The organism is Polynucleobacter alcilacus (assembly GCF_018881545.1).
Classification (GTDB): Bacteria; Pseudomonadota; Gammaproteobacteria; order Burkholderiales; family Burkholderiaceae; genus Polynucleobacter; species Polynucleobacter alcilacus.
Genome location: NZ_JACVQD010000001.1, coordinates 945,436 through 970,565, shown reverse-complemented (window position 1 = coordinate 970,565; position 25,130 = coordinate 945,436). Strand labels below are relative to the sequence as shown.

Here is a 25,130-nt window from a genome sequence, read left to right as displayed (position 1 = left end):
ATTGCACAGTAGTAGCCATTCTGATAGAAAAGTAAAATAGCCGCCATGACACAAGAAAATCAACACCCATCCCCAGAGCAAGAAAATTCTGCTGCCGATCCACAAGCGGAGGCAGCTGTTGAGCCTGCTCTTGTAAAGACGTCTGAACAAGAGATAGAAGAGCTCAATCAACAGATTGGGGAGTTGCAGGATAACTTCTTGCGCGCCAAGGCCGAAGGTGAAAATATTCGCCGCCGCGCCGTTGAAGATATTGCCAAGGCCCATAAGTTTGCCATTGAAAGTTTTGCAGAACACTTGGTGCCAGTAACTGACAGTCTTTATGCCGCTTTAAGCACTGATGCTGGCGATGCTAAGGCCTTTAAGGAAGGCCTCGAAATTACCTTAAAGCAGCTTTTATCCGCATTTGAAAAAGGCCGCATGACCGAAATTAATCCTGCGATTGGGGATAAATTTGATCCGCACCATCACCAGGCCATCGCCTCAGTACCATCTGAGCAAGAGCCTAATACGATAGTTTCTGTGTTGCAGCGGGGTTATACGGTTGCTGACAGGGTGCTTAGACCTGCTTTAGTGACGGTTAGCGCGCCTAAATAAGGGCTAAAACCTCAAAAATTGCATAAAAAGGCAGATTTCTGCCTTTTTTGCTATTCCAGCCCTTGAATTCTTCTTTTTAGACCCCATTTATTTCGTATTGGAATAAACACAGTGGTAATTCATCAAAACAACTTAGTAACTTAAATTTTTTGGAGCAATTATGGGAAAGATTATCGGAATCGACTTAGGAACCACTAATTCATGTGTATCAGTCGTTGAAAACAATGCACCTAAAGTTGTCGAGAACGCAGAAGGCGCTCGCACAACCCCATCCATCATCGCTTACGTTGAAGATGGCGAGGTATTGGTTGGCGCGCCAGCAAAACGTCAGTCAGTAACCAATCCTAGAAACACCATCTACGCAGTGAAGCGCTTGATGGGTCGTAAATTTACTGATGCCGAAGTACAAAAGGACATCGGTCTCATGCCTTACAAAATTGTTCAAGCAGAGAATGGTGATGCTTGGGTTGAAGCGCGTGATCAGAAAATGGCACCACAGCAAGTATCAGCAGAAATCTTACGCAAAATGAAAAAGACTGCCGAAGACTATCTCGGTGAAGAAGTAACAGAGGCGGTAATTACCGTTCCTGCTTACTTCAACGACAGTCAGCGTCAAGCCACTAAAGATGCTGGCCGTATCGCTGGTTTAGATGTGAAGCGCATCATCAACGAACCTACTGCAGCTGCTTTAGCGTTCGGCTTGGATAAACAAGATAAGGTTGATCGCAAGATCGCCGTATATGACTTGGGTGGCGGTACATTCGACGTATCTATCATTGAGATTGCCAACGTAGATGGCGAGAAGCAATTTGAAGTGCTCTCCACTAACGGTGACACTTTCTTGGGTGGCGAAGACTTTGACCAACGTATCATTGATTGGATCATTGCTGAGTTCAAGAAGGAACAAGGCGTAGATTTGAGTAAAGACGTATTGGCATTACAGCGTTTGAAAGATGCTGCAGAAAAAGCCAAAATCGAGTTGTCATCTGCACAGCAGACAGAAATCAATTTGCCTTACGTGACAGCTGATGCCAGCGGTCCTAAGCATTTGAACTTGAAATTAACCCGCGCCAAGTTGGAATCTTTGGTAGAGGAGTTGATCAACCGTACCGCTGGTCCTTGCTTAACAGCGATTAAAGATGCTGGTGTGAATGTGGCTGATATCGACGATGTGATTTTGGTCGGCGGTCAAACGCGGATGCCGGCAGTTCAGGACAAAGTAAAAGAGATTTTTGGTAAAGAGCCACGTAAAGACGTAAATCCTGACGAAGCAGTTGCTGTTGGTGCTGCGATTCAAGGTTCCGTATTGTCTGGCGATCGTAAAGACGTATTGCTCTTGGACGTTACCCCATTGTCATTGGGTATCGAAACCTTGGGTGGCGTCATGACCAAAATGATTCCTAAGAACACGACTATTCCAACTAAGCATTCTCAGGTTTACTCCACAGCTGAAGATAACCAGCCTGCGGTAACCATTAAGTGCTTCCAAGGTGAGCGTGAGATGGCGGTTGCAAACAAGTTACTTGGCGAATTTAATCTCGAGGGTATTGCCCCTGCGCAACGCGGTTTGCCACAAATCGAAGTGACTTTTGATATCGATGCCAACGGAATTTTGCATGTCACTGCAAAAGATAAAACTACTGGTAAAGAAAACAAAATCACCATCAAAGCAAACTCTGGCTTAACCGAAGAAGAAATTCAACGCATGGTTAAAGATGCTGAAGCCAATGCTGCCGAAGATAAGAAGGCCCTCGAGTTAGTAACTGCACGTAACACTGCTGATGCTTTGGCTCACTCAACCAAGAAAGCCTTGGAAGAGCACGGTGCCAGCTTAGAGGTTTCTGAAAAAGAAGCCATCGAAGTAGCTTTGAAAGAATTGGACGAAGCCATCAAAGGTAGTGATAAAGAAGCGATTGAGTCTAAGACTGAAGCGTTGGGCAAAGCAAGCCAGAAGCTAGGCGAAAAAGTCATGGCTGCTGAACAGGCTAAAGCTGGTGGCGCTGCTCCTGGAGCAGCTCCTGGTGGCGCACAACAAGCTGCCCCTGATGCTGATGTGGTTGATGCTGATTTTAAAGAGGTGGATGACAAGAAGTAATCGAGTCATTCAATATAGAAAAGACGTATTCATTAAGGTATTTTTGAAGTACTTAAATAACAAGTCGGCCTCGTGCCGACTTGTGTCATTCAGGTTGTTGAGAGGAACAGGCCGTGCCTAAAAGTAAACGTGACTATTACGAAGTACTCGGTGTCGCTAAGGGTGCCAGTGATGAAGAGCTAAAAAAAGCCTATCGTAAATTGGCAATGAAATATCACCCAGATCGGAACCCTGATAGCAAAACAACCGAAGCGCAATTTAAAGAAGTAAAAGAGGCTTATGAAACTCTAACTGACCCCAATAAACGCGCTGCATATGATCAATATGGCCATGCCGGTGTTGATCCATCGATGGGCGGCGGATTTGGCGGTGGTGGTTTTAATGGTGGTGGCGGATTTGCTGATGCCTTTGGCGATATTTTTGGTGATATTTTTGGCCAAGGGGGTGCTCGTCATGCTGGTCCTCAAGTCTACAAGGGCGCAGATCTACGCTACAACATGGCCATCTCTCTTGAGCAAGCGGCTGAAGGGTATACAACCCAGATTCGAGTACCTAGTTGGAGCAATTGCAAGCCCTGTCAGGGTACAGGCGCTGAACCTGGTAGTAAAGCTGAAAAATGTTCGACCTGCGATGGTCATGGTCAGGTGCGGGTGCAGCAAGGTTTTTTCTCAATGCAACAGACTTGCCCGAAGTGCCGCGGTACTGGTGAGTACATTCCTAAGCCCTGCAAAACTTGTCACGGTAGTGGAAAGCATAAAGAACAAAAAACGCTGGAAATCAAAATACCAGCAGGTATTGATGATGGTATGCGCGTGCGATCAGTCGGTAATGGTGAGCCTGGGGTTAATGGCGGACCATCTGGAGATCTCTACGTAGAAGTGCGTGTTCAGCCGCATAAAGTGTTTGAGCGTGATGGCAGTGATTTGCATGTTCAAATGCCAATCTCATTTGCAGCGGCAACTATCGGCGGAGAAATTGAAGTGCCCACCTTATCTGGGCGCGTGGAGTTTCCGATACCAGAGGGTACCCAAACGGGTAAAACTTTCCGTTTGCGCAACAAGGGCATCAAGGGATTGCGCTCCACTTTAGTTGGCGATCTCTTTGTACATGTTGTGGTCGAGACACCAGTGAAGTTGACTGACGAGCAAAAGAAAATGCTACAAAATTTTGATGAAAGCCTAAAAACTGCGGGTGACAAACACAGCCCCCAGCAAAAAGGCTGGTTTGATGGCGTAAAGAGCTTCTTTAGTTAAGCGCTGATTAGCCGGCAAAGCCGTTCTCAGGTCCGGGGAATTTCCCGGATCTCACTTCGCGGATATAAGCTCGGATAGCTGCTTCGACTGAGTGGTGGCCATCCATGAAGTTTTTAACAAACTTGGGTGGTTTACCAGGGCTGATGCCCAGCATATCTTGAAGTACTAATACCTGGCCAGAACAATCTGGTCCTGCGCCAATACCAATTGTTGGGATATGAACTTCTGCAGTGATTCTTGCGCCGAGTGAAGAAGGGATCGCTTCCAGTACAACCATTTGTGCCCCAGCATCTTGGCAAGCCAGCGCTTGTTCAAGCATGATGGTGGCGGCATCTTTTGATTTACCCTGCACCTTGTAGCCGCCCAAGAGATGAACTGACTGAGGTAATAGGCCAAGATGAGCGCAAACGGGCACAGCGCGATCAACTAAATATCGAATGACATTTACTTGCCAATCTCCACCGCCTTCAAGTTTCACCATATCAGCACCTGCACGCATTACTGCGGCAGCTGACTCTAATGCTTGCACTGGATCGCCATAACTAGCAAAGGGCAAATCGGTAATCAGAAAAGCATGGGTGTTTGCACGGGCCACGCATTCTGTGTGATAGACCATTTGCTCAACAGTAACTGGAGTAGTAGAGGAATGACCTTGAATCACATTACTCAATGAGTCACCGATCAGGATGACCTCAACCCCGCAGCGATTCAAAAGCGCAGACATAGTCGAGTCGTATGCAGTGAGCATGGCAATTTTTTCTCGCTCAGCATGCATTGCGAGGAGTCTGGTAATCGAGATTGGCTTATCGCCTTGTAAGTAACCCATGGCGAGAGTTTAATGAATTAATGCACCGATTGGCTATAAACACCTTTTTCCCCACAATTGCAGTTCCTGCAGGGTAGTTTTTCTATTCTTTGGTGAGCTACTTGAGGTAAGTAGGACTTCAGTTCACCTAAATCTGGCAAGAAGAAGTTGGGGGCAATCTCTAGAAGGGGGAGGAGTACAAAAGAGCGCTCAATGATTCTGGGGTGGGGAAGGATGAGATCAGTCTCGTTTTGGATTACGCCCTCGAAAGACAGGATATCGAGATCTAAAGTGCGTGGAGCATTGGAGTAGGGGCGCTCCCGGCCAAATTCTTGTTCGATTGCTTGGCAAACATGCAAAAGCCCATAAGGACTCAGCTCAGTTTCAATTTCAATAACGGCATTGATATAGTCTCCGCCGGTCGCTTCGACAGGTGCACTTTGATAAAAGCAGCTCTTGGCTAAGATATGTAATTCGGAGCGCAAAGCCAGGCAAACAATAGCATCAGTGATGAGTTGACGCGTGTCGCCAAGATTGCCACCAAATCCGATAAAAGCCCGTGCCATATGATTCCTAACTAGAGATAAAACTACTTTACTGAAATTTCTCTAAGTCTGCTTAGTCTGGCACATTTTCTGCTGGAGTAGCTTCTTTGGGTTTTCTGCGACGACGCCGTTTCACGGGATTCGCACTATTACCAGATTCATTCTTTGCGCTAGCCATTAGCTCGTCTTGGCCGGCTGGGTCTGTCGCAATAAAGAGAGTCCACCATTCACCTAGTGCTGGGTTCTGCTCACCAGTGGCACAACGCAACAGCATGAAGTCATAACCGGCCCTAAAGCGTGGCGATTCGATGAGGCGATAAGGGTAGCGACCTACGCGCTTCTCAAAACGGGGCTGCATTGACCAAATCTCACGCATATCACTTTCAAAGCGGCGTTGAATGGTCATGCCACTACTTTGAGTGGCAATCGTATCGTCCATCGCATCATTTAACGCAGGAAGATTAGACATTCCTTTAGCGATATTTGCTTTCCAGTTCTTCAAGAGATCTGGCCAAAGTAAAGTGGCAAATAAGAAGCCAGCAGAAACGCTTTTTCCAGACTGAATGCGTTGATCCGTGTTGGCTAATGCCAATTTAACAAAATCATTTGCCCCTTTAGAGTCTTCACCACTATCTAGAATATGGTCTAGTAATGGCAATAAACCATGGTGCAAGCCCGCATCTCTGAGTCCTTGGATCGCAGCCCAGGAATACCCCGACATTAATAGTTTGAGTATTTCATCAAACAGTCTGGCAGAAGGAACGTCTTGTAAAAGATTGCTCAGTTTTGCAATGGGTGCGCGTGTGAGCGCATCCAAAGTAAAACCAGTCTTGGCTGCAAAACGAATTGCTCTGAGCATGCGGATAGGATCTTCGCGATAGCGCTTTGCAGGATCACCGATCATACGCAAAGTTTTCTTTTGCATATCAGCCATACCGCCGTGATAGTCCAGCACAGTTTCCGAAGAAGGGTCGTAATACATGGCATTAATTGTGAAATCACGCCGGGCTGCATCTTCATCTTGCGAGCCCCAAACGTTATCGCGCAGAATGCGTCCACTTTCAGCGACATGGTCACCAGCGTTATCTAGTAGGGCTCTAAAGGTAGAAACTTCGATAATTTCAGGGTGCCCTTTGCCAAAAAAGGTGACATGCACAATCTGAAAACGACGACCAATCAGGCGCGCCTTGCGAAAGAGTCTTTGCACTTGATCTGGTGTGGCATTAGTCGCAACATCAAAGTCTTTTGGCTCAATTCCCAGCGCAAGATCGCGTACTGCGCCACCAACAATGAAGGCTTCATAGCCTGCTTGCTGGAGTGTATGCGTGACCTTAACGGCATTCTTGGAGAGCAGATGGGGGTCAATGCGATGGGCTTTCTTAGGGATGCGTTTTGGTGCACCCGAGTTATTAGCTTGCGTGTGTTTGACCATAGGGTCACGGCGCAAGATGCGTTTAATAAATTTAGTAATCATGCAAACAACTCAAGAATAGGCCAATTGCGTTTAATGGCTTCGTGGCGCAGGCGCTCATCCGGGTTTGTTGCGACAGGATTGCTGACCTCTTCCAGTAAAGGCAGATCATTCATCGAATCAGAATAGAAATAACTCCGCGGCATCTGATCGAACGAGAGTTTTTGAGCCGTTAACCAATCATGCAGGTTCTGAACTTTGCCCGCGCGAAAATTGGGTATGCCCTTGACTTCGCCAGTGTAGTTAGCTAGCGGGTCATTTGCGATAGTAGCTGGTTCAGTTGCGATGAGATGCTTGATACCAAAACTTTCCACAATAGGGCGGGTCACAAAACTATTCGTTGCGGTAATGACGCAACATAAATCGCCAGCGTCTTGATGGCGTTTTACTAGGTCAATTGCCTGCTGTCTTAATTGGCCATGAATCACTTCTTTCATGAACGCGTCATGCCATTCCTTAAGTTGTGCGCGTGAATGCTCTGAAAGGGGCTTCAAGGCAAAGCGCAGAAATTCCTGAATATCCAGATTACCTTCTTTGTAGTCTTGATAGAAACGCTCATTTTGCTTAGCGTAAAAGTCGCCATCGACTACGCCGATGCGTGCCAGAAATTGACCCCACTCATAATCGCTATCGCAAGGGAGGAGGGTGTGATCTAAATCGAAAAGGGCTAGCTGGGTCACAAATTGAATATGAAGTAAATTATTTTGGCTGTAAGAGCTCACGAACGAGTGGCAAGGTTACAGCACGTTTAGTTTCTAGTGAATAAGCATCTAAAGCATCAATCAAAGCCATCAAATTAGGCATATCACGATAAAAGCGGTTTAACAACCAAGGCAACACATCTGGAGATAAAACCAGGCCTCGTGCCCTTGCCGCTTGCTCTAAGGCTTGTATTTTCTCATCATCATTCAAAAGCTGCGTTTGAAAGACCAAACCCCATCCTAGACGAGTGCGCAGGTCTTCGCGTAGCTCTAGAGTTGCTGGCGCAGCTTTGCCAGCCATAAAGACATGGATGTTCTTGCTCGCCTGAACGATGTTCAGAACCCGAAACAATGCCCCAACCAGACGCTCATCCAATCGATCAACGTCATCAACGGTAATTACTGAGGGGGCATCCCTTTCAGCAAGAGTATTCATTTGCTCTTCAATGCGTACCCAAGAAATCGGTTCATTTGGGTTCAAAGAAAAATTTTCAAGCCCCGCATATTCCGCAGCATTTGTCATCGCTTCTAGTAAATGCGTGCGTCCAGAACCCTCGGGCCCCCACCAATAAATCCAGCGTTCATTGAGTGGGTTGGTGACAGAGTGATTGCTTGCTAGTGACCACGATTTACAAATCTCTTGCAAGGTGGATAGCAAAGCGAAATCTTTGCCAGGCAAATAGTTTTCTAAACTGGATTTAGGTGTATGGCTAAGGTCTAGAGCGAATTGTCTGGGAAGCGATGAGGTGTTCATTACAACTAAATTTATTTCTTATACCAAGTGCTTTGGGTATAAACCGACCATAGATACTGGGTCAAAACTAAGACTAATGCGCTCATAGGGAGTGCTAAAAGTACCCCAAAGAAACCAAAGAGATTGCCAAAGAGTAGTAATGCAAAGAGCACAACTGCTGGATGTAAACCTATACGTTCTCCAACTAGGCGGGGTGTTAAGAAAAACCCTTCGAGAAGTTGGCCTAGCCCAAACACAATCAAAACGCCAATGAGTTCAGATCCTAGGCCAAACTGTAATATTGCAGAGAATACGGCTAGTGTTAGGCCGAGAGCAATTCCAATATAGGGCAGCACGATCATGAGTGCAGTGAAGGCACCAATGGCTACTGCACCCTTAATCCCCACTAGAGTCAGACCTACCCCATAGAACACTGTCATGATGGAGATGACAATGATCATGCCGCGGAGATATTGAGACAACAGACCATCTGCGTGCATAGCAAGATGATGAACTGTTTCCTGGGCGCGAGGTGGAACAACCTTTTTAATCAAGGCAAAGAATTCATCCCAATCGATCAATAAGTAAAACATCACGAAGATGATGAGGACGAAATTTGCAAACCCAGTAATTACAGAGCTACCAGACATCAAGACCGTATCAATGGTGGAGCTTACTAAGGCATCTGCATGCTCACTGATGTGGTCTGAAATTTTTTGCGATGCGCTAGCTTTGATGCTGGCCCAATTAAAGCTGATATGGTATTCAATTAACTTGGGTTCAAGCCACGCTTGAGTATTTTGTATCCACCCAGGAAGCTGTTCCTTAATCAGGGGAATCTCCGTTTTGAGAAGGCTCACAAAAAGACTCAAAATTCCAATGAGGACGCACAGACCAAAAATTGCGGTCAATGTGGCGGCCAAAGGGGCGGGGAGCCGACGTCTTTCTAGCCATAGAAAAGCGGGCCTCAGGATATAGGCCAGAATGAAAGCGGCCATAAAAGGGGTAAAAATTTCAGCCATTACAAGTAATCCTCTAGAATTCAATGATTCTACTGACCTAGTAGCACTTTTCACTAATATTCCGACTTTCACATGACCTCATCTACTGATTCTTCCTCAAAAGGCCTTTCCTACCGCGATGCTGGCGTCGATATTGACGCTGGGGATGACTTAGTTGACCGTATTAAGCCCTTAGCCAAGAAAACCATGCGTGAAGGTGTTTTGGCTGGCATTGGAGGTTTTGGAGCCCTTTTTGAAGTTCCCAAGCGCTATCGAGAGCCAGTTTTGGTAGCGGGTACAGATGGTGTTGGAACCAAGTTGAGATTGGCATTTGAATGGAGCCGCCACGATACGATTGGCCAAGACTTGGTCGCCATGAGTGTGAATGATATTTTGGTTCAGGGTGCAGAACCCCTCTTTTTCTTGGATTACTTTGCCTGCGGCAAGCTCACTGTTGATACTGCTGCTACCGTAGTTGGCGGCATTGCAAAGGGCTGTGAATTAGCGGGTTGTGCATTAATCGGTGGAGAAACCGCAGAAATGCCTGGTATGTATCCTCCCGGAGAATATGACTTAGCTGGATTTGCGGTTGGCGCTGTCGAGAAGTCCAAGATTATTTCTGGTGCACGCATTGTTCCGGGTGACACCATTTTGGCAATTGGCTCAAGCGGTGCCCATTCCAATGGTTACTCATTAGTTCGCAAAATTATTGAACGTGCCGGTGCTAAACCGACTGATGATTTAGGCGGACGTCCGCTGGGCGATGTTGTGATGGCACCAACAGAGATTTACGTGAAGCCCCTCCTGAAATTAATTGCTGAGATTGATGTCAAGGGCATGGCGCATATTACTGGTGGTGGCTTAGTCGACAACGTACCACGCGTCCTTCCAGAAAATACGCAAGCAATATTGCATCGCGACAGCTGGCAAATGCCAGAGCTCTTTCGCTGGTTGCAAATGAAGGGCGGCGTTGCTGATGCAGAGATGGTGCGGGTATTTAATTGCGGTATCGGCATGGTGGTGATTGTTGCCCCAGATCAAGCAGATACTGCAATCAAGTCACTTACAGCACAGGGACTCAAAGCTTGGGTCGTTGGTGAGGTGGTGGAGCGACCAATAGGTGCCCCACAAACCATCGTTATCTAAATTCGGTTTATTTCTGACTTAATTGACTTTTGCAGTACTCTAGCGCCGCCTTGAATTCCTCGGGATCAAAGGGGTCAAAGGTTTTTCTACCAGCGATTGCTCTGAGCCAAGTGAGTTGGCGCTTTCCAAGTTGCCTGGTTGCAGCTAATGCTTTGTAGCGCATCTGCTCAGCATCGATTTCCCCGTTGAGAAATTCCCAAGCTTGGCGGTAACCAACTGACCGAATGGCGGGCAGATCAGCATGTAAGGCAGAATTGGTTCGCAGTACTCTCACCTCGTCTAAAAATCCTGCGAGTAGCATTTCATCAAAGCGTTTTTCTAAATTTTGATGTAAACGTTTGCGATCACTGGGCTCCAGTGACACCAAATGAATCCACGCAGGTATAGCCGAACCTTCTCTACCGTCTTCACTTGGAGAATCTGCGAGTAATGCAGACATGGGTTTACCAGTGATTTCAAATACTTCAAGCGCTCGTTGCACCCGTTGAGAGTCATTGGGTTTTAGGCGTGCAGCAGTTTCTGGATCAACTTGAGCCAGTTTGGCATGCATTGCAGGCCAACCAATCGCTTTACCTTCTTCGTCTAGGCGCGACCGAATCTCCGGATTAGCAGTTGGTAAAGCAGAAAGGCCATGCGCCCAAGCGCGCCAATACAACATGGTTCCACCAACCACTACGGGGATGTTTCCCCTATTGCGGATTTCTTCACAAAGTCGTTTTGCATCTTTGGCAAATCGAGCTGCTGAATAAACCTCAGCAGGTTCCAAGATATCAATTAGATGATGAACGACGGCTGCTTGTTCTGCTTTAGTGGGTTTCGCGCTACCAATATCTAAACCGCGATAGACCAGAGCTGAGTCCATGCTAATAAGTTCGAGCGTAAGACCAATCGATTTAGCATGTTCAGCAAGCGACATGGCGAGATGGGTTTTGCCTGCACCGGTGGGGCCAACAATACAAAGTATTGGCATAGTCTCCGGGGCATGCATAGCCTGAATGTAGGGTTCAGTTTGCATGTCTCATTATAAGAGCCTGTTAATATCCGCAACAAGCCCATATTTGGAGTGCAAGCAGATGGATACCCTTTTACAACTCAGTGATTTATTGCTGCATATCGATCGTCACTTAGACGTAGTGATTCAGCAGTATGGTCTTTGGGCTTATGGTCTTTTGTTTGCGATCGTATTTGCAGAAACTGGTTTAGTGGTTGCGCCTTTCTTGCCGGGTGATTCCCTCTTATTTATTGCAGGCGCTTATTGCGCAACTGAGCATTTCAATATTTGGACTTTGTGCTTTGGCTTGCTCATTGCGGCAGTGGCGGGTAATACCGTGAATTACTTTATTGGACGTTGGATTGGTAAGCGAGTGTTTAGTAGTCAGTTTCGCTGGATTGATCAGAATGCTTTACGTAAGACGCATACTTTTTATGAGAAGCATGGCGGCAAGACGATTATCCTGGCGCGCTTCTTGCCAATTATTCGTACCTTTGCACCCTTTGTTGCCGGCGTATCCGAGATGAACTTCTCACGCTTTCAATTTTTTAACATCACGGGCGCTGTTCTTTGGGTGTTTGGTTTAGTGATCGCTGGATATTTCTTTGGCAACATTCCGATCATTCGCCAAAACTTGAACGTCATTGTTTTAGTAGGTATTGGCGCTGCTGCAGTGCCTGTAGTGCTGGCGGCTATCTATAAGATTTTTCAAGGCAGTAAAAAGTAACTACTTGCCTTGACCTACAGAGCGCTAATGAAATTTAGCTTGGCTCTCGAGTGTCGCAATATGCTCGCGAATATCGCCAGCATCTTCAGCTTCTGGAGATTCACTGAGATAGCGGTGCATGTCGGCTAAGGCTGGACGTAAATACTCCAACTGCGCAAAGATCAGACCGCGATCCCGAATTTCTTCAATTGAGTCAGGTAGCAGAATAACTAAGCGCTCCTGTACTCCGAGTAAGCGCTCCCAGCGGTCATGCTCTGAATAGATCATTTTGAGATTTCTGAGAAAGCGCGACAAGATCTCACGCGAGCTGGAGGCTCGCAAAAATACGTTCAAGGGTAGGCTGAGTTCACCGCGATAGCCTTTGGCATCCAAGTAGGGGTCGAGCATTTCTTGTAATTGACTCTTGGAGAGTGATTCACCAGTTAATGGATCCATGATCACCTCTCCCTGCTGCAATGAGATACGCATCATGAAGTGATTCGGAAATGAAACTCCACGAATCTTTAAACCAATTTGATTACCCAATTCCATCATGAGTATGGCTAACGAAATGGGAATACCTCTGCGATTCTCAAGCACGTAATGTAAGTAAGAATTCTCGGGCGCATAAAAGTCATTCGGGTTGGGGCCAAATCCAAGTTCAATATAAAAAAAGTGTTTCAGAATTTGCAAACGCTGAACAGGTGAGGTGTCAGGTGTAATTCGGGACTTCAATTTATTACCTAATTGATCCAGGTGATCAAGCACACCCTGAACATCTAAATCAGGATAGGCATGCTGAGCCACAGCAATTGCTGCCTCAGTTAATGGGAGGTGTTCGTCTTCAGCAACTAAAGAAGTGAAATAGTCGAGTTGTTGTGTTGGCATATGTTCTATTTTGCATGACGCAAGAATTTTTGCCAGCGAATTCCAACCAACCCTAGGGCGCCAAAGTAAACAATGGCCGCGACACCCAACCATAGGGCTAATAGACCGATTCGGGTCCAAGGTTCAGCTTGTAAGGCAATCCAATTGTGGGCGCCTGCTGCGTAGATAAGCACCGCAGCAAATGGGATTAAGGCTAATACAAGTTGCCCCAGATATTTTGCCCAAGCAGAATGGGGGAGGGCTCCCCGTTTATGAAGACCAACCCATAGTAGGGCGGCGTTAAGGCAGGCCCCTGTGCCCACTGATAAGGCTAGACCAGCATGACCCAGCCAGGGAACGAAAACCAGGTTAGCTAATTGGGTAGCGACAAGCACAAACAAGCCAATTTTGACTGGGGTACGAATATCTTGGCGTGAGTAAAACCCGGGTGCCAGTATTTTGACCAAGATTAATCCAATGAGACCAACTCCATAAGCTGCTAGTGCACGCTGCGTCATCAATACATCCAGCGCATTGAATTTCCCGTAGTGATACAAAACGGCAGCAAGGGGCTCACCAAAAATGAATAGAGCTAGCGCACAAGGCGCCGCTAACAAAAAGGTTAATTGCAATCCCCAGATCAGCAATTCTCCGGCGTGTACTAAATCATTTCTGGCATTCGCTTTGCTTAAGCTTGGCAAAAGAACGGTCCCCAAAGCTACACCCAGTAGTGCCGTTGGAAATTCCATTAATCGATCCGCATAAGAAAGCCAAGAAACGCTACCGGTCTGCAAGCGTGAAGCAATGTTGGTATTAATGATGAGGGAAATTTGGGCTACGGAAACAGCGAATACAGCCGGCCCCATCAGTTTTAAAACACGTCTGGCTTCAGGGTTTGTAAGGGCTGATTTGATAGTGCCTGGTAATAAACCGATGCGTGGCAAAAGTCCCAAACGAGACAGAGCCGGAATCTGAATTGCTAATTGCAATACGCCACCTAAGAGAACGCCAATGCTGAGGGCATAAATGGGCTGCTCTAAATGGGGGGCTAGAAATAACGCACTACCGATCAGGGCAAGATTGAGTAAAACGGGGGTGAATGCGGGAATGGCAAAACGCTGGAATGTGTTCAAAATTCCGGCTGATAGTGAGACCATGGAAATGAGGCCAATGTATGGGAACATGATGCGTGTCATCACCACGCTGGCTTCGTAGGCAGGGCCACCACTAAAGCCTGTAGCAATCACCAGAATGAGCAAGGGGGCGCCAAGCACCCCCAGCAATACCGTTAGCAGCAAAGCCCAAAATAAGAGTGTGGCGACCGCATTTACCAGGGTTTGAGCCTGTTTTTGGTCCCCATCCTTTGAGATTTCCCCCAAAATGGGTACAAAGGCTTGAGAAAAGGCCCCCTCGGCGAATAGGCGACGGAGTAAGTTGGGTAGCCTAAAAGCCACATTAAAGGCATCTGTCCACTCAGAAGCCCCGAAACTCCGGGCTATGAGGGTCTCCCGGAGCAGCCCTGTAATACGGGATAACATGGTTAGGGAGCTAACCTTGGCGGCAGCAGAAAGCAGATTCATGGGTCGATTTTCACCTATTTATGGGTGGACTGGGCTTTTTTGCCCCTTTAAGGTAAAATCTTGGGTTTTGGTGAGCTTGCTTATGAATCTGGCAAGGTCATGGGATATTTAACTAATCGCATTTTGCAATTTATAGAGGCAAGGTTTAAAGATGGCCAATACAGCACAAGCGCGTAAACGCGCACGCCAGGCAGTAAAACAGAACGATCACAATTCCAGTTTGCGTTCCAAGCTGCGCACTTCCATTAAGGCAGTTCGTAAAGCAATCGACACGGGTGATAAAGCGGTTGCCGCGCAAGTATTCGCAGCAACTCAAGCAACAATCGACAAGATTGCTGATAAGAAGATTGCTCATAAAAATACTGCAGCTCGTCAGAAATCCCGTTTGTCTGCAGCCATTAAGGCAATGGCAGCGTAATACAGTACAAGTTTCAGGCTGGTCGAAGTAATTTCGACCTAGGCCCGCTCCTTATCAGGGCGGGTTTTTGTTTTTAGGACTGGGTTTGGGGTTTGGGTTCAAACTCACAAGCTTCTTCGATCGGTAGACCGTTGTCTTTGGCAAAGTTCGTCACAAAGTCCAGCGCTCTTGGGTCAAGATCACCTAGTCTAGTGTCAATAACAACGCATTTCACTGTGGCAATCACGACTGGTGTTACGTAGGGTGAGTAGGTGAAGCGAGGGTCTCCAGAATCGCCTGGAGGGCGAAAGGAAGCCATCACCCCGCAAAGACGTTCTGCCCAATCACTGGGTCGAAAAGGTTTGCCAGCAGTTGTAATGCCTTGAATGAAAAGCTTTTTATGGTTCAAGTTCGCGCAAAGATGGTGGTAGAAATAATGGTTGCTAAGTCCTCTAGCTTAACAGCCCAAGTTGGCCGTAAGATGACTTTAGGTTCTGTTTACGTGCAGTCAAATGGTTTAAGAAAAAAATGCAAGCCAAAACTTTAGTAGAAAGCTCAACTATGACATCTCTGGCAAAGCCTCAAGCGCCCGGTCAGGTCAAGCACTACCTGCAGTTTTCTGACCTCACTCGAGAAGAATATGACTATTTGTTAAAAAGATCCGCATGGTTAAAAGCCAAATTCAAAAGTTATGAAACGTGGCACCCTCTGCATGATCGAACTTTGGCAATGATCTTTGAAAAGCATTCCACTCGGACACGTCTTTCCTTCGAGGCAGGCATTCATCAACTTGGTGGACATGCCGTATACCTCAACACTCGTGATACGCAGTTGGGTCGTGGTGAGCCTGTAGAGGACGCTGCGCAAGTCATTTCTCGGATGACTGACATCATCATGATTCGTACCTTTGGTCAAGAGATCATTGAACGATTTGCTGCTAACTCTCGCGTCCCCGTCATTAATGGCCTGACAAATGAATATCATCCCTGTCAGGTATTGGCTGATATCTTTACCTTCGTGGAAATGCGTGGCCCAATTCAAGGTAAAACAGTTGCTTGGGTTGGTGACGCTAACAATATGGCATATACCTGGATCCAAGCTGCCGAATGTTTAGATTTTCAATTACGCTTCTCTGCACCTGAAGGATATTCATTAGATCCATCACGCTTGACTAGCGCAGCAGCAAAACATTTAACGATTTGCGCTGAACCAGAAGAAGCTTGTAAAGGAGCAGACTTAGTCACCACGGATGTTTGGACAAGTATGGGTTTCGAGGATGAAAATACTTCTCGTATGAATGCCTTCAAAGACTGGATGGTTGATGAGGAGTTGATGGCGCTTGCAAAACCAGATGCCTTGTTTATGCATTGCTTGCCAGCCCACCGTGGCGAAGAGGTCTCTGCTGCCGTCATTGATGGGCCGCAAAGTATTGTTTGGGAAGAGGCAGAAAATCGTTTGCATGTTCAAAAAGCGCTGATGGAGTATTTACTCTGTGGCCGTTTGGATTAAGAAATTCATTATGTAATTTGCCTTAGTCAGTTTTTAGTTAATTTTTGATTGAATAAAAAGTCATGTCTGATATTAAAAAAGCAGTCTTAGCGTATTCCGGTGGTCTTGACACTAGCGTGATCTTGAAGTGGCTTCAAGATACCTATGGTTGTGAGATCGTGACATTTACTGCTGACTTGGGTCAGGGTGAAGAGCTTGAGCCGGCGAGAGCAAAGGCTTTGCAATTTGGCATTAAGCCAGAGAATATTTTTATCGATGATTTACGTGAAGAGTTTGTACGTGATTTTGTTTTCCCCATGTTTCGCGCAAACACGATTTACGAAGGTGAGTACTTATTGGGCACCTCTATTGCACGCCCTTTAATTGCTAAACGTCAAATTGAGATTGCTCGCTTAACTGGCGCTGATGCCGTTTCCCATGGCGCAACTGGAAAAGGCAATGATCAAGTCCGTTTTGAGCTTGGGTACTACGCCTTAGAGCCAGGAATTAAAGTAATTGCCCCATGGCGTGAGTGGGACCTGCTCTCACGTGAGAAGTTGATGGCCTACGCTGAAAAGCATGGTATTCCTGTTGAGATGAAGCATAAACAAGGCGGCTCGCCCTATTCAATGGATGCCAATCTTTTGCATATCAGCTACGAGGGTCGTCACTTAGAGAATCCCAATGCTGAGGCGGAAGAATCGATGTGGCGCTGGACGGTATCTCCCGAGCAGGCTCCAGATGCCCCAGAAATTATTGAGATTGAATTTAAGGCAGGCGATCCTGTCGCCATTAATGGCAAAGCTTATAAGCCACATGAGTTATTGGCTGAATTAAACCGTATCGGTGGCATGCATGGCATCGGGCGCCTTGATTTAGTAGAAAACCGCTTTGTTGGTATGAAAAGTCGTGGTTGCTATGAAACACCTGGGGGCACAATTCTGCTCAAGGCGCATCGCGGCATCGAGAGTATCACCCTCGATCGTGAAGTGGCTCATTTGAAAGATGACCTCATGCCACGTTACGCTAGCCTGATCTATAACGGTTTATGGTGGTCTCCAGAGCGCCTCGCTTTGCAAACCTTAATTGATCACACGCAACAGATGGTAAATGGTGTGGTGCGCCTGAAGCTCTATAAAGGCTCTGCATCTGTGATCTCACGGGATTCAGCAAATACTTTGTTTGATCAAAATATTGCCACCTTCGATGATGATGGTGGTGCCTATAACCAGGCGGATGCTGGCGGTTTTATCAAGCTCAATGCATTGCGTATGCGTATCGCTGAAATAGCTAGACGTCAGCGCGCTAAAAAATAATCAACAGTCAGTTTTTTGAACTAAACGAAATAGAAAGAGCCCAGATGCAATTTGATCAAGTTTCAGTAGGCAAAAAAGCCAATGTATTTTTTGAGGGCAAATGTGTTTCTCATACCGTTACCCTGCCTAATGGCGTTCGTAAGTCAGTTGGTGTCGTACTGCCAAGTACTTTACGTTTCGACTTGAGTACCAAAGAAGTAATGGAAGTGGTTGATGGGATTGCTTTTGTAAGTATCAATGGGGCTCCCGAACAAGAATTTAAGGCTGGCCAAAGCTGGGAAGTAGAAAAGGGCGGTTACTTTATTATTCGTGCTGAGCAACCAGTGCACTATGTATGCCACTTTGAGTAAGTAAAGCGGCATGTAAAACAAAATGCAGACCGCAGTCTGCATTTTTTATTACTTTATTATTTACCTCTTTGGTAGCCCAGTGATAAAAGTACCGGGCACGATCACTCTCTCTGCGAACCATTGCTTGTTCATCTCTAACGCATAACGTACAGCAGCCTTAGGACAATGATTATTTGTTGTCTCCGCTTGCATCTCTTCGATGTTCACAATCCTGCCGTCATCTGCTATGAAAGCAATTGATAGCGGGATCTTGGTATTGTTCATCCAAAAGCAGTGACCTGCCTTTTGTTCAAAGATAAAAAGCATTCCAGAGTTCGTTGGCATACTTGTGCGATTCATGAGTCCAACTTCTCTTGCTTTAGGGGTATCTGCTAGCTCAGCTTGGATGCGGTAGATGCCCGTCTTTAATTCAACAGTGGGAAGCCCAGTGTTGACTTGCCCTAAAACAATGCTTGAGCTGATCAAAAGAGCGGAGGCAAAAATATTGCGCAAAACTTTGGTTGAGGTAGACATGCTGTGTATTTTAAGTGACGTAAATTGCGGACGAAAAAAAACCCAGGAACAAGTCCTGAGTTTCTAATAATGATCTAAGGACGATTAAGCCGCTTGGATATTGGTAGCCTGCTTGCCTTTAGGACCTTGGGTAATATCAAACGTTACCTTTTGGTTTTCCTTGAGGGTCTTAAACCCAGGCATAGTAATTGCGCTGAAATGCGCGAACAACTCTTCTTCACCATCATCAGGTTTGATAAAGCCAAAACCTTTTGCATCATTGAACCACTTAACAATTCCGGTCGCCATGCGAACTCCATTACATAATCTTAAAACAACCGTGATGAGGGTAAATACTTTTTAATCAGTCTCGCTCCACAACACGCCTAAATAGAACCTCTCTTGAGGCCTACAGCACGATTGTTTGCCCTTTTTCTAGGGGTGTCAAGGAGTTATATGTATTTAACCCTTAGTAATTACCCCTTTTTTTATTGAAAAATGCCCCAATATGGGTTTATGAGGGTAATTTTTGCGTGTTTTTCGCAACAAGACCCTAGTTTAATAAATTTGGATATCTGTGTTTAGAATGTTTCTAATGAGCGACTACCCGAAAAATCCCACTACTGGTACACCAGCGAATCCGTACGCTGAGGACACCATTCTTCTCGAAAAGCAGGCCGAGAAAGTTAAGGCGCCTTCGATGTATAAAGTTTTACTTTTGAATGACGATTACACGCCAATGGAATTTGTAGTGATGGTGATTCAAGAGTATTTTAATAAGGATCATGAAACAGCCACACGCATTATGTTGCAGGTTCACTTAATTGGCAAAGGCGTTTGCGGTGTATTTACTCGCGACGTTGCTGCCACCAAAGTGCATCAAGTTGTCGAACTCTCCCGTGAAGCGGGTCACCCACTACAGTGCACTATGGAGGAAGTATGATTGCCCAAGAATTAGAAGTCAGTTTGCATATGGCGTTTGTTGACGCAAGGGCATCGCGTCACGAGTTCATTACGGTCGAGCATTTATTGGCCTCACTCCTAGATAATGCAACGGCAGTCGAGGTTCTAAAGGCCTGCGCAGTAAATATTGCAGAGCTTCGAGCGCAGCTCAAAAATTTCATTAACGACAACACTCCTGTCGTGCCGGGGAATGATGAAGTTGATACTCAACCTACGCTGGGATTTCAGCGAGTCATTCAACGCGCCATCATGCATGTGCAATCGACTTCCAACGGTAAGAAGGAAGTCACTGGTGCCAATGTATTGGTTGCAATCTTTGGTGAAAAAGATTCACACGCAGTATATTTCTTGCAGCAACAAGGGGTGACTCGTTTAGATGTGGTGAACTTTATTAGCCATGGTGTACGCAAAGATCAAGCTGAGCATGTAAAACCTGCTGAAGCTTCACAAGATGCAGAAGAGTCTGCCTCCTCTGGAAAAGAAAGCCCCCTTGATCAATACACTCAAAATCTGAATACCCTGGCTCGTCAAGGCAAGATTGATCCGCTCATTGGTCGGGATAGTGAAGTAGAGCGGGTTATCCAAGTCCTTTGCCGGCGTCGTAAAAATAATCCACTTTTGGTGGGTGAGGCCGGGGTCGGTAAAACCGCGATTGCAGAGGGTCTAGCTTGGCGCATCGTTAAGGGTGACGTGCCCGATATTCTGGCCGATGCTACTGTCTATTCATTGGATATGGGTGCCTTGCTTGCAGGCACTAAATATCGTGGTGACTTTGAGCAACGCTTAAAGAGTGTGCTGAAGTCTTTAAAGGACCATACTCATGGCGTTTTGTTTATCGATGAAATTCATACTCTGATTGGTGCTGGTGCTGCATCGGGTGGTACCTTGGACGCGAGCAATCTTCTGAAGCCAGCCCTATCAAATGGTCAGCTGAAGTGTATTGGTGCCACGACATTCACTGAGTACCGTGGCATCTTTGAAAAAGATGCGGCATTGTCGCGTCGTTTCCAGAAGGTTGATGTAGTAGAACCAACAGTAGATCAAACGGTACAAATTCTGCGTGGCTTGAAGTCGCGCTTCGAAGAGCACCATAGTGTGAAGTATGCGGCTGGTGCTTTAGTGGCAGCTGCTGAACTCTCTGCTCGTTACATCAACGATCGCCATTTACCAGACAAGGCAATTGACGTGATTGATGAGGCTGGTGCTGCACAGCGCATCCTGCCTAAGTCGAAGCAGAAAAAAACTATTGGCCGTCCAGAAATTGAAGAGATCGTGGCTAAGATTGCACGTATACCACCTCAGTCCGTTACTGTAGATGATCGTAGTAAGTTGCAAACTTTGGATCGGGACATTAGAAGCGTAGTGTTTGGTCAAGATCCTGCTATCGAGGCATTAGCTAGCGCTATTAAGATGACTCGCGCTGGTCTCGGTAAGATTGACCGCCCAATTGGATCATTCTTATTCTCGGGTCCAACCGGCGTTGGTAAAACTGAGGTTGCTAAGCAACTCGCTTATATTTTAGGCATTGAACTCTTGCGTTTTGATATGTCGGAATACATGGAGCGTCATGCAGTGAGCCGTTTGATCGGTGCGCCTCCAGGCTATGTAGGCTTTGATCAAGGCGGCTTATTAACCGAGGCGGTAAATAAGAAACCGCACTGCGTGCTCTTACTCGATGAGATTGAAAAAGCCCACCCAGATATTTTCAATATCCTGTTGCAGGTAATGGACCATGGCACATTGACTGATAACAATGGACGTAAGACCGACTTCCGCAATGTCATCATGATCATGACTACTAATGCTGGTGCAGAGGCGATGCAGAAATCGACTATTGGCTTTACGAATGCACGTGAGTCTGGCGATGAGATGGCAGATATTAAGAAGTTCTTCACGCCAGAGTTCCGTAACCGTTTGGATGCGATTGTTTCCTTCAAAGCTTTGGATGAAACCATCATTATGCGGGTTGTCGATAAGTTCTTAATGCAATTAGAAGAGCAATTGCATGAGAAGAAAGTCGACGCAACCTTTAGCCCAGCACTACGTGCACATTTAGCTAAGCATGGCTTTGATCCATTAATGGGTGCCCGCCCAATGCAACGGATTATTCAAGATACCGTTCGCAAAGCCTTGGCAGATGAATTGCTCTTTGGAAAATTGGCGCAGGGTGGTCATGTAGATGTGGATATTGATGCCGACGGTAAAGTGCAGTTGAACTTTGATGCTCCGAAGTTGCCTGGTAAAGCCGCCAAGGCAGATGTTGCGCCTGTAGAAGAAATTTAAGAATTAATAGTCGTATCACCACAAAAGGAAAATATGTCACATCACGATAAATTGCTGGAGTCTTTTGAAACCTACAAAGCAGAGAATGAAAAGTTTCAAGGTAAAGGCATTAAGGCATCCGCTGCACGCGCACGCAAGGCTTTACAAGAAATAGCTGGTTCTTGTAAAGAGCGTCGCAAGGAAATTACTGCCGAGAAAGAATCTCGTGAAGGTGCTGGTAGCGGCATGTCTCAAGATGCGGCACGCCACGCCCATATTCGGAAATAAACTGAGTCTTTAAGAAAAGGCCACCTTCGGGTGGCTTTTTTTATGATTTACACTATTCTAGGTAGCTCCATAAACGCTAGTTTTGTAATAGAGATCACGATGAACACCCTAAAACGCGAACCGGCATTTTTCATGGCGGTAATAGCAGTAATCTATTTATATGCCTTTGCACCTCCTATGGAGGATATGCAATATCAGTTAGTTGTCGCTGGCATTTTGTTCATCATTATTCTGCTTTGCATTTTCAGGGTTGCTCACTTTGCTGATGTATTGGCTGAGATGTTGGGTGAGCCCTATGGAACCTTGCTGCTAACCATTTGCGCAACCTTAATTGAGGTTGCGGTCATGATTACCGCTTTAACGCATGGAGATGGAAATCCCACCTTTGTAAGGGATACGATTGCCGCCACCTTATTTATCGTATTGGGCGGCATGATGGGCTTATCCATGATTATTGGGGGATCCTATCACCTAGATCAAAGTATCAATACCAATGGTGCACACATGTACCTAGGTTTGCTAATCCCATTGGCATTGCTGACTTTAGTGCTCCCTAATTTCACAACAAGTACTATTGGTCCTACCTTAGCTTGGAGTCAAGAAATCTTTATTGGGCTCATAGCCCTGGCGCTTTACGGTGTCTTTATCTTTGCGCAAACCAAGCGCTATCGAAATTTCTTTGACGACCCTTATCCTTTTGGGGCATCAAGAGGTGCTACCTCTGATGCCGTGCATCCCCCATTAATCCATCAAGAGATGACGAAATTGGAATGGAAAAAGGTTATCCATTCAGCTTTCTGGTTAATTCTTACATTGATTGTCGTGATTCTGCTCATCGAAAAATTGGCGATTCTGATCAATGTGGGATACGCAAGACTTGGGTTCCCAAAAACGCTGAATGGTACGACCGTAGCTATTCTGGTCTTAGCCCCAGAGTGGCTGGCTGCATTGTATGCAGCAAAGGCCAACCATTTGCAACGCTCTCTGAATATTGCCTTAGGCAGTGGTTTAGCTACCCTATCTCTGAGTGTGCCGGTAATGCTGTTTTGGGTGGCTTATCAGGGCCTTCATATCGAGTTAGGATTGCACGCGAGAGAAATTGTGATGCTTTTAGCGTCCCTTTGGGTTGCTCACGTTTCGATTTCAACTGGGAAGTCAAATATCATGCAAGGATCTATTCTCTTCATCTTATTTCTCTCCACAATCTTTTTAATCTTTAACCCCTAATTAGTTTTCAAAATGAATTCATCTGGCGAGTTAGCCAAAAATTCGCTTGGCGTATTTGAGTCCATCATTATGGGGATTGCTGGGACAGCACCTGCCTTCAGCGTAGCTGTTACCAGCGCCGCCATTGTGGCTTCGGTCGGAGTATTGTCAGTTGGCAGTATTTTGTATTGTGGCCTCATCATGTTTGGTATCACTTTGGCTTTTATTCATCTGAGTAAGATTCAGCCAAATGCTGGTGCGGCATATGCTTGGGTAGGTCATGTTTTTGGGCCGACATGGGGCTTTTTCGCCGGCTGGGGTTTATTAATTGCCTCCATCTTTTTTATGGTTTCTGCAACGATTCCTGCGGCTAGCTCCACCTTATTATTATTTGCCCCCGATCAATCTCAAGATACTCGCTTCATTACAGCAATTGCTGCTGTGTGGCTCACGGTTGTTTCTTTGATCGTTGGGCGCGGCATCAAGCACTCAAGTTTCATGCAAATGATGCTTACTCTTTTTGAGTCAGTAATTTTATGTGTACTCATTGTGGCTGGCTTAATGAGCTATTGGGATTTGCCAGCTCATCCACCTTCAATTGTTTGGATTTCTCCGCTCTCTTTCTCCCCGCAGTTATTTGCAACAGGAGCGCTTACGGCCATCTTCTTTTTTTGGGGATGGGATGTGACGATGAATCTCAGCGAGGAGAGTAAGGGTGGCAGCAACAATGCCGATGGCGCGGCAGGAAAGGGGGCATTTTGGTCGGTGCTCAATATGATCCTTTTCTTTGTTCTGATGATGGTTGTAGTCTTAATGGTCTTAACGGATCAAGAAATCGCTGACTCTGGAACGAACGTACTGTTTGCGATTGCTAATAAATTATTCCCCGCTCCTTGGAGCTATCTGGCAGTCTTTTGCACCATATTTAGTACGGTGGGAACTATAGAAACTCAGATTTTGCAGTTCAGTCGCAGTATGTTTGCAATGGCGCGTGATGGTATGCTGCATCCAGTCTACGCAAGAGTCCATGAGCACTGGAAGACGCCATGGGTAGCTACTTTTGTGATTTGGTTTTTAGGAATAGTGTTGCTATTTTCTTCTTCCTTTATGCCCTCAGTCAAAGTGATTCTGACGAGTTCTATTTTGGCAATTGGATTTCAGATCTGCTTCTACATGAGCTTGACGGGTTTTGCCTGTGCATGGCATTACCGAAATCAACTGAAGGTAAGTGTGGGCGCTGCCTTAGGGTATGTCATTTGGCCTGCATTCTCAGGCGGATTTATGGTGTTTGTGGCTATTTACAGTATCCCCATCTTTGATTCATTCACCATCATGATGGGGGTAGGCGGCTTGCTTCTGGGTTTCTTACCCCTGGCATTTAATCGTAAAAGATCTGTAAAGAAGTAAATCTGAATAGGGTAGTTAGCCTCGGCCAGTGCTACCAAAACCACCGGCACCACGACTACTCTCAGTGAACTCTTCCACCACTTTGAGTTCTACTTGTTGCACAGGCATCACCACTAATTGAGCTAAACGCTCCATCGGCTCGAGTTTGAATGCAGCAGAGCCCCGATTCCAGGTGCTCACCATGAGTTGGCCTTGGTAGTCTGAATCGATTAGGCCAACCAAGTTGCCCAGAACAATCCCATGCTTATGACCTAGGCCTGAGCGCGGCAATATAAATGCTGCATAACGGGGATCTTCAACATAAATAGCGAGGCCAGTAGGTACAAGCACGGTTTGGCCAGGGGCAATCTCAATAGCCTCATCAATGCAGGCTCGCAAATCTAATCCAGCACTGCCTGGTGTGCCATAGCTTGGCAATTGGTCGCGCATACGTTCATCGAGAATTTTGACTTGAAGGACTTGCATGGGATTTC

The 25,130-nt window shown here is 46.2% G+C and carries 27 protein-coding genes; 14 read left to right on the top strand and 13 right to left on the bottom strand.

Annotated features, from left to right (window positions below; all coding sequences use genetic code 11):
* Positions 1–45 precede the first annotated feature (45 nt).
* From grpE to dnaJ, 3 genes are all read left to right on the top strand, one after another.
* Positions 46–594 carry a nucleotide exchange factor GrpE gene (gene grpE / locus ICN45_RS04965; RefSeq protein WP_216173920.1) on the top strand — a complete coding sequence of 183 codons (549 nt, stop codon included), beginning with the start codon at positions 46–48 and terminating at the stop codon, positions 592–594.
* A gap of 160 nt (positions 595–754) precedes the next feature.
* Entirely contained in the window at positions 755–2,689 is a 1,935-nt protein-coding gene (gene dnaK / locus ICN45_RS04960; protein WP_216173917.1) for a molecular chaperone DnaK, read from the top strand.
* 113 nt (positions 2,690–2,802) lie between these two features.
* The gene (dnaJ, locus tag ICN45_RS04955) at positions 2,803–3,942 is read left to right on the top strand and encodes a molecular chaperone DnaJ (protein WP_216173914.1); all 1,140 of its coding nucleotides are present in this window, start codon (positions 2,803–2,805) and stop codon (positions 3,940–3,942) included.
* A gap of 7 nt (positions 3,943–3,949) precedes the next feature.
* Here the strand turns inward: dnaJ and panB are convergent, their stop codons facing one another.
* Genes panB through ICN45_RS04925 form a run of 6 tightly spaced genes read right to left on the bottom strand, consistent with a single transcriptional unit; the run spans position 3,950 to position 9,219 of the window.
* On the bottom strand, positions 3,950–4,768 hold the full coding sequence (panB, locus tag ICN45_RS04950) for a 3-methyl-2-oxobutanoate hydroxymethyltransferase (RefSeq protein WP_216173912.1): 819 nt from the start codon (positions 4,766–4,768) through the stop codon (positions 3,950–3,952).
* 17 nt (positions 4,769–4,785) lie between these two features.
* Positions 4,786–5,313: a 2-amino-4-hydroxy-6-hydroxymethyldihydropteridine diphosphokinase gene (gene folK / locus ICN45_RS04945; protein WP_216173909.1), complete on the bottom strand. Its 528-nt coding sequence runs from the start codon at positions 5,311–5,313 to the stop codon at positions 4,786–4,788.
* Positions 5,314–5,365: 52 nt separating this feature from the next.
* The gene (gene pcnB / locus ICN45_RS04940) at positions 5,366–6,766 is read right to left on the bottom strand and encodes a polynucleotide adenylyltransferase PcnB (RefSeq protein ID WP_216173907.1); all 1,401 of its coding nucleotides are present in this window, start codon (positions 6,764–6,766) and stop codon (positions 5,366–5,368) included.
* A complete protein-coding gene (locus ICN45_RS04935) occupies positions 6,763–7,443 on the bottom strand; it encodes a histidinol-phosphatase (RefSeq protein WP_216173904.1) in 681 nt (226 codons plus the stop codon). The genes pcnB and ICN45_RS04935 overlap by 4 nt, the downstream gene beginning before the upstream one ends.
* A 19-nt stretch (positions 7,444–7,462) precedes the next feature.
* Positions 7,463–8,218, bottom strand: a complete 756-nt coding sequence (gene hda, locus ICN45_RS04930) for a DnaA regulatory inactivator Hda (RefSeq protein ID WP_216173901.1) — start codon at positions 8,216–8,218, stop codon at positions 7,463–7,465.
* 11 nt (positions 8,219–8,229) lie between these two features.
* Positions 8,230–9,219: an AI-2E family transporter gene (locus ICN45_RS04925; protein ID WP_216173899.1), complete on the bottom strand. Its 990-nt coding sequence runs from the start codon at positions 9,217–9,219 to the stop codon at positions 8,230–8,232.
* Positions 9,220–9,291: 72 nt separating this feature from the next.
* Between ICN45_RS04925 and purM the strand changes: the two genes are divergently transcribed.
* Positions 9,292–10,344: a phosphoribosylformylglycinamidine cyclo-ligase gene (gene purM / locus ICN45_RS04920; RefSeq protein ID WP_216173896.1), complete on the top strand. Its 1,053-nt coding sequence runs from the start codon at positions 9,292–9,294 to the stop codon at positions 10,342–10,344.
* 7 nt (positions 10,345–10,351) lie between these two features.
* Here purM and miaA read toward each other — a convergent pair whose 3' ends face one another.
* The gene (miaA, locus tag ICN45_RS04915) at positions 10,352–11,359 is read right to left on the bottom strand and encodes a tRNA (adenosine(37)-N6)-dimethylallyltransferase MiaA (protein WP_216173893.1); all 1,008 of its coding nucleotides are present in this window, start codon (positions 11,357–11,359) and stop codon (positions 10,352–10,354) included.
* Positions 11,360–11,417: 58 nt separating this feature from the next.
* Between miaA and ICN45_RS04910 the strand changes: the two genes are divergently transcribed.
* Positions 11,418–12,062, top strand: a complete 645-nt coding sequence (locus tag ICN45_RS04910; protein ID WP_216173890.1) for a VTT domain-containing protein — start codon at positions 11,418–11,420, stop codon at positions 12,060–12,062.
* Between the two features lie 24 nt (positions 12,063–12,086).
* Here ICN45_RS04910 and ICN45_RS04905 read toward each other — a convergent pair whose 3' ends face one another.
* Both ICN45_RS04905 and murJ read right to left on the bottom strand, forming a co-directional pair.
* Positions 12,087–12,929: a SirB1 family protein gene (locus ICN45_RS04905; RefSeq protein WP_216173887.1), complete on the bottom strand. Its 843-nt coding sequence runs from the start codon at positions 12,927–12,929 to the stop codon at positions 12,087–12,089.
* 5 nt (positions 12,930–12,934) lie between these two features.
* Positions 12,935–14,488, bottom strand: a complete 1,554-nt coding sequence (gene murJ / locus ICN45_RS04900; RefSeq protein ID WP_216173884.1) for a murein biosynthesis integral membrane protein MurJ — start codon at positions 14,486–14,488, stop codon at positions 12,935–12,937.
* 151 nt (positions 14,489–14,639) lie between these two features.
* Between murJ and rpsT the strand changes: the two genes are divergently transcribed.
* On the top strand, positions 14,640–14,906 hold the full coding sequence (rpsT, locus tag ICN45_RS04895) for a 30S ribosomal protein S20 (protein WP_216173882.1): 267 nt from the start codon (positions 14,640–14,642) through the stop codon (positions 14,904–14,906).
* 73 nt (positions 14,907–14,979) lie between these two features.
* Here the strand turns inward: rpsT and ICN45_RS04890 are convergent, their stop codons facing one another.
* A complete protein-coding gene (locus tag ICN45_RS04890) occupies positions 14,980–15,294 on the bottom strand; it encodes a DUF3579 domain-containing protein (protein WP_216173879.1) in 315 nt (104 codons plus the stop codon).
* A gap of 152 nt (positions 15,295–15,446) precedes the next feature.
* Here ICN45_RS04890 and argF point away from each other — a divergent pair, with 152 nt between their 5' ends.
* The 3 genes from argF (at position 15,447) to ppnP (ending at position 18,039) form a co-directional block, all read left to right on the top strand.
* A complete protein-coding gene (gene argF, locus ICN45_RS04885) occupies positions 15,447–16,394 on the top strand; it encodes an ornithine carbamoyltransferase (protein ID WP_216173877.1) in 948 nt (315 codons plus the stop codon).
* A 62-nt stretch (positions 16,395–16,456) separates the two neighbouring features.
* Positions 16,457–17,689 (top strand): argininosuccinate synthase, encoded by a 1,233-nt coding sequence (locus ICN45_RS04880; protein WP_216173874.1) that lies wholly within the window; start codon positions 16,457–16,459, stop codon positions 17,687–17,689.
* 44 nt (positions 17,690–17,733) lie between these two features.
* Positions 17,734–18,039, top strand: coding sequence for a pyrimidine/purine nucleoside phosphorylase (ppnP, locus tag ICN45_RS04875; RefSeq protein WP_216173872.1), 306 nt, complete (start codon positions 17,734–17,736; stop codon positions 18,037–18,039).
* 60 nt (positions 18,040–18,099) lie between these two features.
* Here ppnP and ICN45_RS04870 read toward each other — a convergent pair whose 3' ends face one another.
* Together ICN45_RS04870 and ICN45_RS04865 are read right to left on the bottom strand one after the other, a co-directional pair.
* Positions 18,100–18,552, bottom strand: a complete 453-nt coding sequence (locus ICN45_RS04870) for a DUF192 domain-containing protein (RefSeq protein WP_216173869.1) — start codon at positions 18,550–18,552, stop codon at positions 18,100–18,102.
* A gap of 84 nt (positions 18,553–18,636) precedes the next feature.
* Positions 18,637–18,840 carry a cold-shock protein gene (locus ICN45_RS04865; RefSeq protein ID WP_011903586.1) on the bottom strand — a complete coding sequence of 68 codons (204 nt, stop codon included), beginning with the start codon at positions 18,838–18,840 and terminating at the stop codon, positions 18,637–18,639.
* A gap of 277 nt (positions 18,841–19,117) precedes the next feature.
* On the opposite strand from ICN45_RS04865, the gene clpS reads away from it, so the two are divergent.
* The 5 genes from clpS (at position 19,118) to ICN45_RS04840 (ending at position 24,657) form a co-directional block, all read left to right on the top strand.
* A complete protein-coding gene (clpS, locus tag ICN45_RS04860; protein ID WP_216861716.1) occupies positions 19,118–19,474 on the top strand; it encodes an ATP-dependent Clp protease adapter ClpS in 357 nt (118 codons plus the stop codon).
* Positions 19,471–21,777: an ATP-dependent Clp protease ATP-binding subunit ClpA gene (gene clpA / locus ICN45_RS04855; protein ID WP_216173866.1), complete on the top strand. Its 2,307-nt coding sequence runs from the start codon at positions 19,471–19,473 to the stop codon at positions 21,775–21,777. Before clpS ends, clpA begins: the two co-directional genes overlap by 4 nt.
* Positions 21,778–21,810: 33 nt before the next feature.
* Positions 21,811–22,044: an Hc1-related histone H1-like protein gene (locus tag ICN45_RS04850; RefSeq protein WP_216173863.1), complete on the top strand. Its 234-nt coding sequence runs from the start codon at positions 21,811–21,813 to the stop codon at positions 22,042–22,044.
* 99 nt (positions 22,045–22,143) lie between these two features.
* Positions 22,144–23,271 carry a calcium:cation antiporter gene (locus tag ICN45_RS04845; protein ID WP_216173861.1) on the top strand — a complete coding sequence of 376 codons (1,128 nt, stop codon included), beginning with the start codon at positions 22,144–22,146 and terminating at the stop codon, positions 23,269–23,271.
* Between the two features lie 12 nt (positions 23,272–23,283).
* Positions 23,284–24,657, top strand: coding sequence for an APC family permease (locus tag ICN45_RS04840; protein WP_216173858.1), 1,374 nt, complete (start codon positions 23,284–23,286; stop codon positions 24,655–24,657).
* A gap of 15 nt (positions 24,658–24,672) precedes the next feature.
* Here the strand turns inward: ICN45_RS04840 and dut are convergent, their stop codons facing one another.
* Positions 24,673–25,122, bottom strand: coding sequence for a dUTP diphosphatase (gene dut, locus ICN45_RS04835; RefSeq protein WP_216173855.1), 450 nt, complete (start codon positions 25,120–25,122; stop codon positions 24,673–24,675).
* Positions 25,123–25,130 lie beyond the last annotated feature (8 nt).

What these genes read in the sequence shown, in the direction of transcription:
- rpsT (WP_216173882.1), top strand. Translation starts at nt 14,640, where the DNA reads ATGGCCAATACAGCACAAGCGCGTAAACGCGCACGCCAGGCAGTAAAA.
- miaA (WP_216173893.1), bottom strand. Translation starts at nt 11,359, where the DNA reads ATGCAAACTGAACCCTACATTCAGGCTATGCATGCCCCGGAGACTATG.
- ICN45_RS04865 (WP_011903586.1), bottom strand. Translation starts at nt 18,840, where the DNA reads ATGGCGACCGGAATTGTTAAGTGGTTCAATGATGCAAAAGGTTTTGGC.
- clpS (WP_216861716.1), top strand. Translation starts at nt 19,118, where the DNA reads ATGTTTCTAATGAGCGACTACCCGAAAAATCCCACTACTGGTACACCA.
- folK (WP_216173909.1), bottom strand. Translation starts at nt 5,313, where the DNA reads ATGGCACGGGCTTTTATCGGATTTGGTGGCAATCTTGGCGACACGCGT.
- pcnB (WP_216173907.1), bottom strand. Translation starts at nt 6,766, where the DNA reads ATGATTACTAAATTTATTAAACGCATCTTGCGCCGTGACCCTATGGTC.
- ICN45_RS04880 (WP_216173874.1), top strand. Translation starts at nt 16,457, where the DNA reads ATGTCTGATATTAAAAAAGCAGTCTTAGCGTATTCCGGTGGTCTTGAC.
- ICN45_RS04925 (WP_216173899.1), bottom strand. Translation starts at nt 9,219, where the DNA reads ATGGCTGAAATTTTTACCCCTTTTATGGCCGCTTTCATTCTGGCCTAT.
- purM (WP_216173896.1), top strand. Translation starts at nt 9,292, where the DNA reads ATGACCTCATCTACTGATTCTTCCTCAAAAGGCCTTTCCTACCGCGAT.
- hda (WP_216173901.1), bottom strand. Translation starts at nt 8,218, where the DNA reads ATGAACACCTCATCGCTTCCCAGACAATTCGCTCTAGACCTTAGCCAT.
- ICN45_RS04840 (WP_216173858.1), top strand. Translation starts at nt 23,284, where the DNA reads ATGAATTCATCTGGCGAGTTAGCCAAAAATTCGCTTGGCGTATTTGAG.
- clpA (WP_216173866.1), top strand. Translation starts at nt 19,471, where the DNA reads ATGATTGCCCAAGAATTAGAAGTCAGTTTGCATATGGCGTTTGTTGAC.
- murJ (WP_216173884.1), bottom strand. Translation starts at nt 14,488, where the DNA reads ATGAATCTGCTTTCTGCTGCCGCCAAGGTTAGCTCCCTAACCATGTTA.
- ICN45_RS04870 (WP_216173869.1), bottom strand. Translation starts at nt 18,552, where the DNA reads ATGTCTACCTCAACCAAAGTTTTGCGCAATATTTTTGCCTCCGCTCTT.
- ICN45_RS04905 (WP_216173887.1), bottom strand. Translation starts at nt 12,929, where the DNA reads ATGCCAACACAACAACTCGACTATTTCACTTCTTTAGTTGCTGAAGAC.
- ICN45_RS04910 (WP_216173890.1), top strand. Translation starts at nt 11,418, where the DNA reads ATGGATACCCTTTTACAACTCAGTGATTTATTGCTGCATATCGATCGT.
- ppnP (WP_216173872.1), top strand. Translation starts at nt 17,734, where the DNA reads ATGCAATTTGATCAAGTTTCAGTAGGCAAAAAAGCCAATGTATTTTTT.
- panB (WP_216173912.1), bottom strand. Translation starts at nt 4,768, where the DNA reads ATGGGTTACTTACAAGGCGATAAGCCAATCTCGATTACCAGACTCCTC.
- ICN45_RS04850 (WP_216173863.1), top strand. Translation starts at nt 21,811, where the DNA reads ATGTCACATCACGATAAATTGCTGGAGTCTTTTGAAACCTACAAAGCA.
- grpE (WP_216173920.1), top strand. Translation starts at nt 46, where the DNA reads ATGACACAAGAAAATCAACACCCATCCCCAGAGCAAGAAAATTCTGCT.
- argF (WP_216173877.1), top strand. Translation starts at nt 15,447, where the DNA reads ATGACATCTCTGGCAAAGCCTCAAGCGCCCGGTCAGGTCAAGCACTAC.
- dnaK (WP_216173917.1), top strand. Translation starts at nt 755, where the DNA reads ATGGGAAAGATTATCGGAATCGACTTAGGAACCACTAATTCATGTGTA.
- dut (WP_216173855.1), bottom strand. Translation starts at nt 25,122, where the DNA reads ATGCAAGTCCTTCAAGTCAAAATTCTCGATGAACGTATGCGCGACCAA.
- ICN45_RS04845 (WP_216173861.1), top strand. Translation starts at nt 22,144, where the DNA reads ATGAACACCCTAAAACGCGAACCGGCATTTTTCATGGCGGTAATAGCA.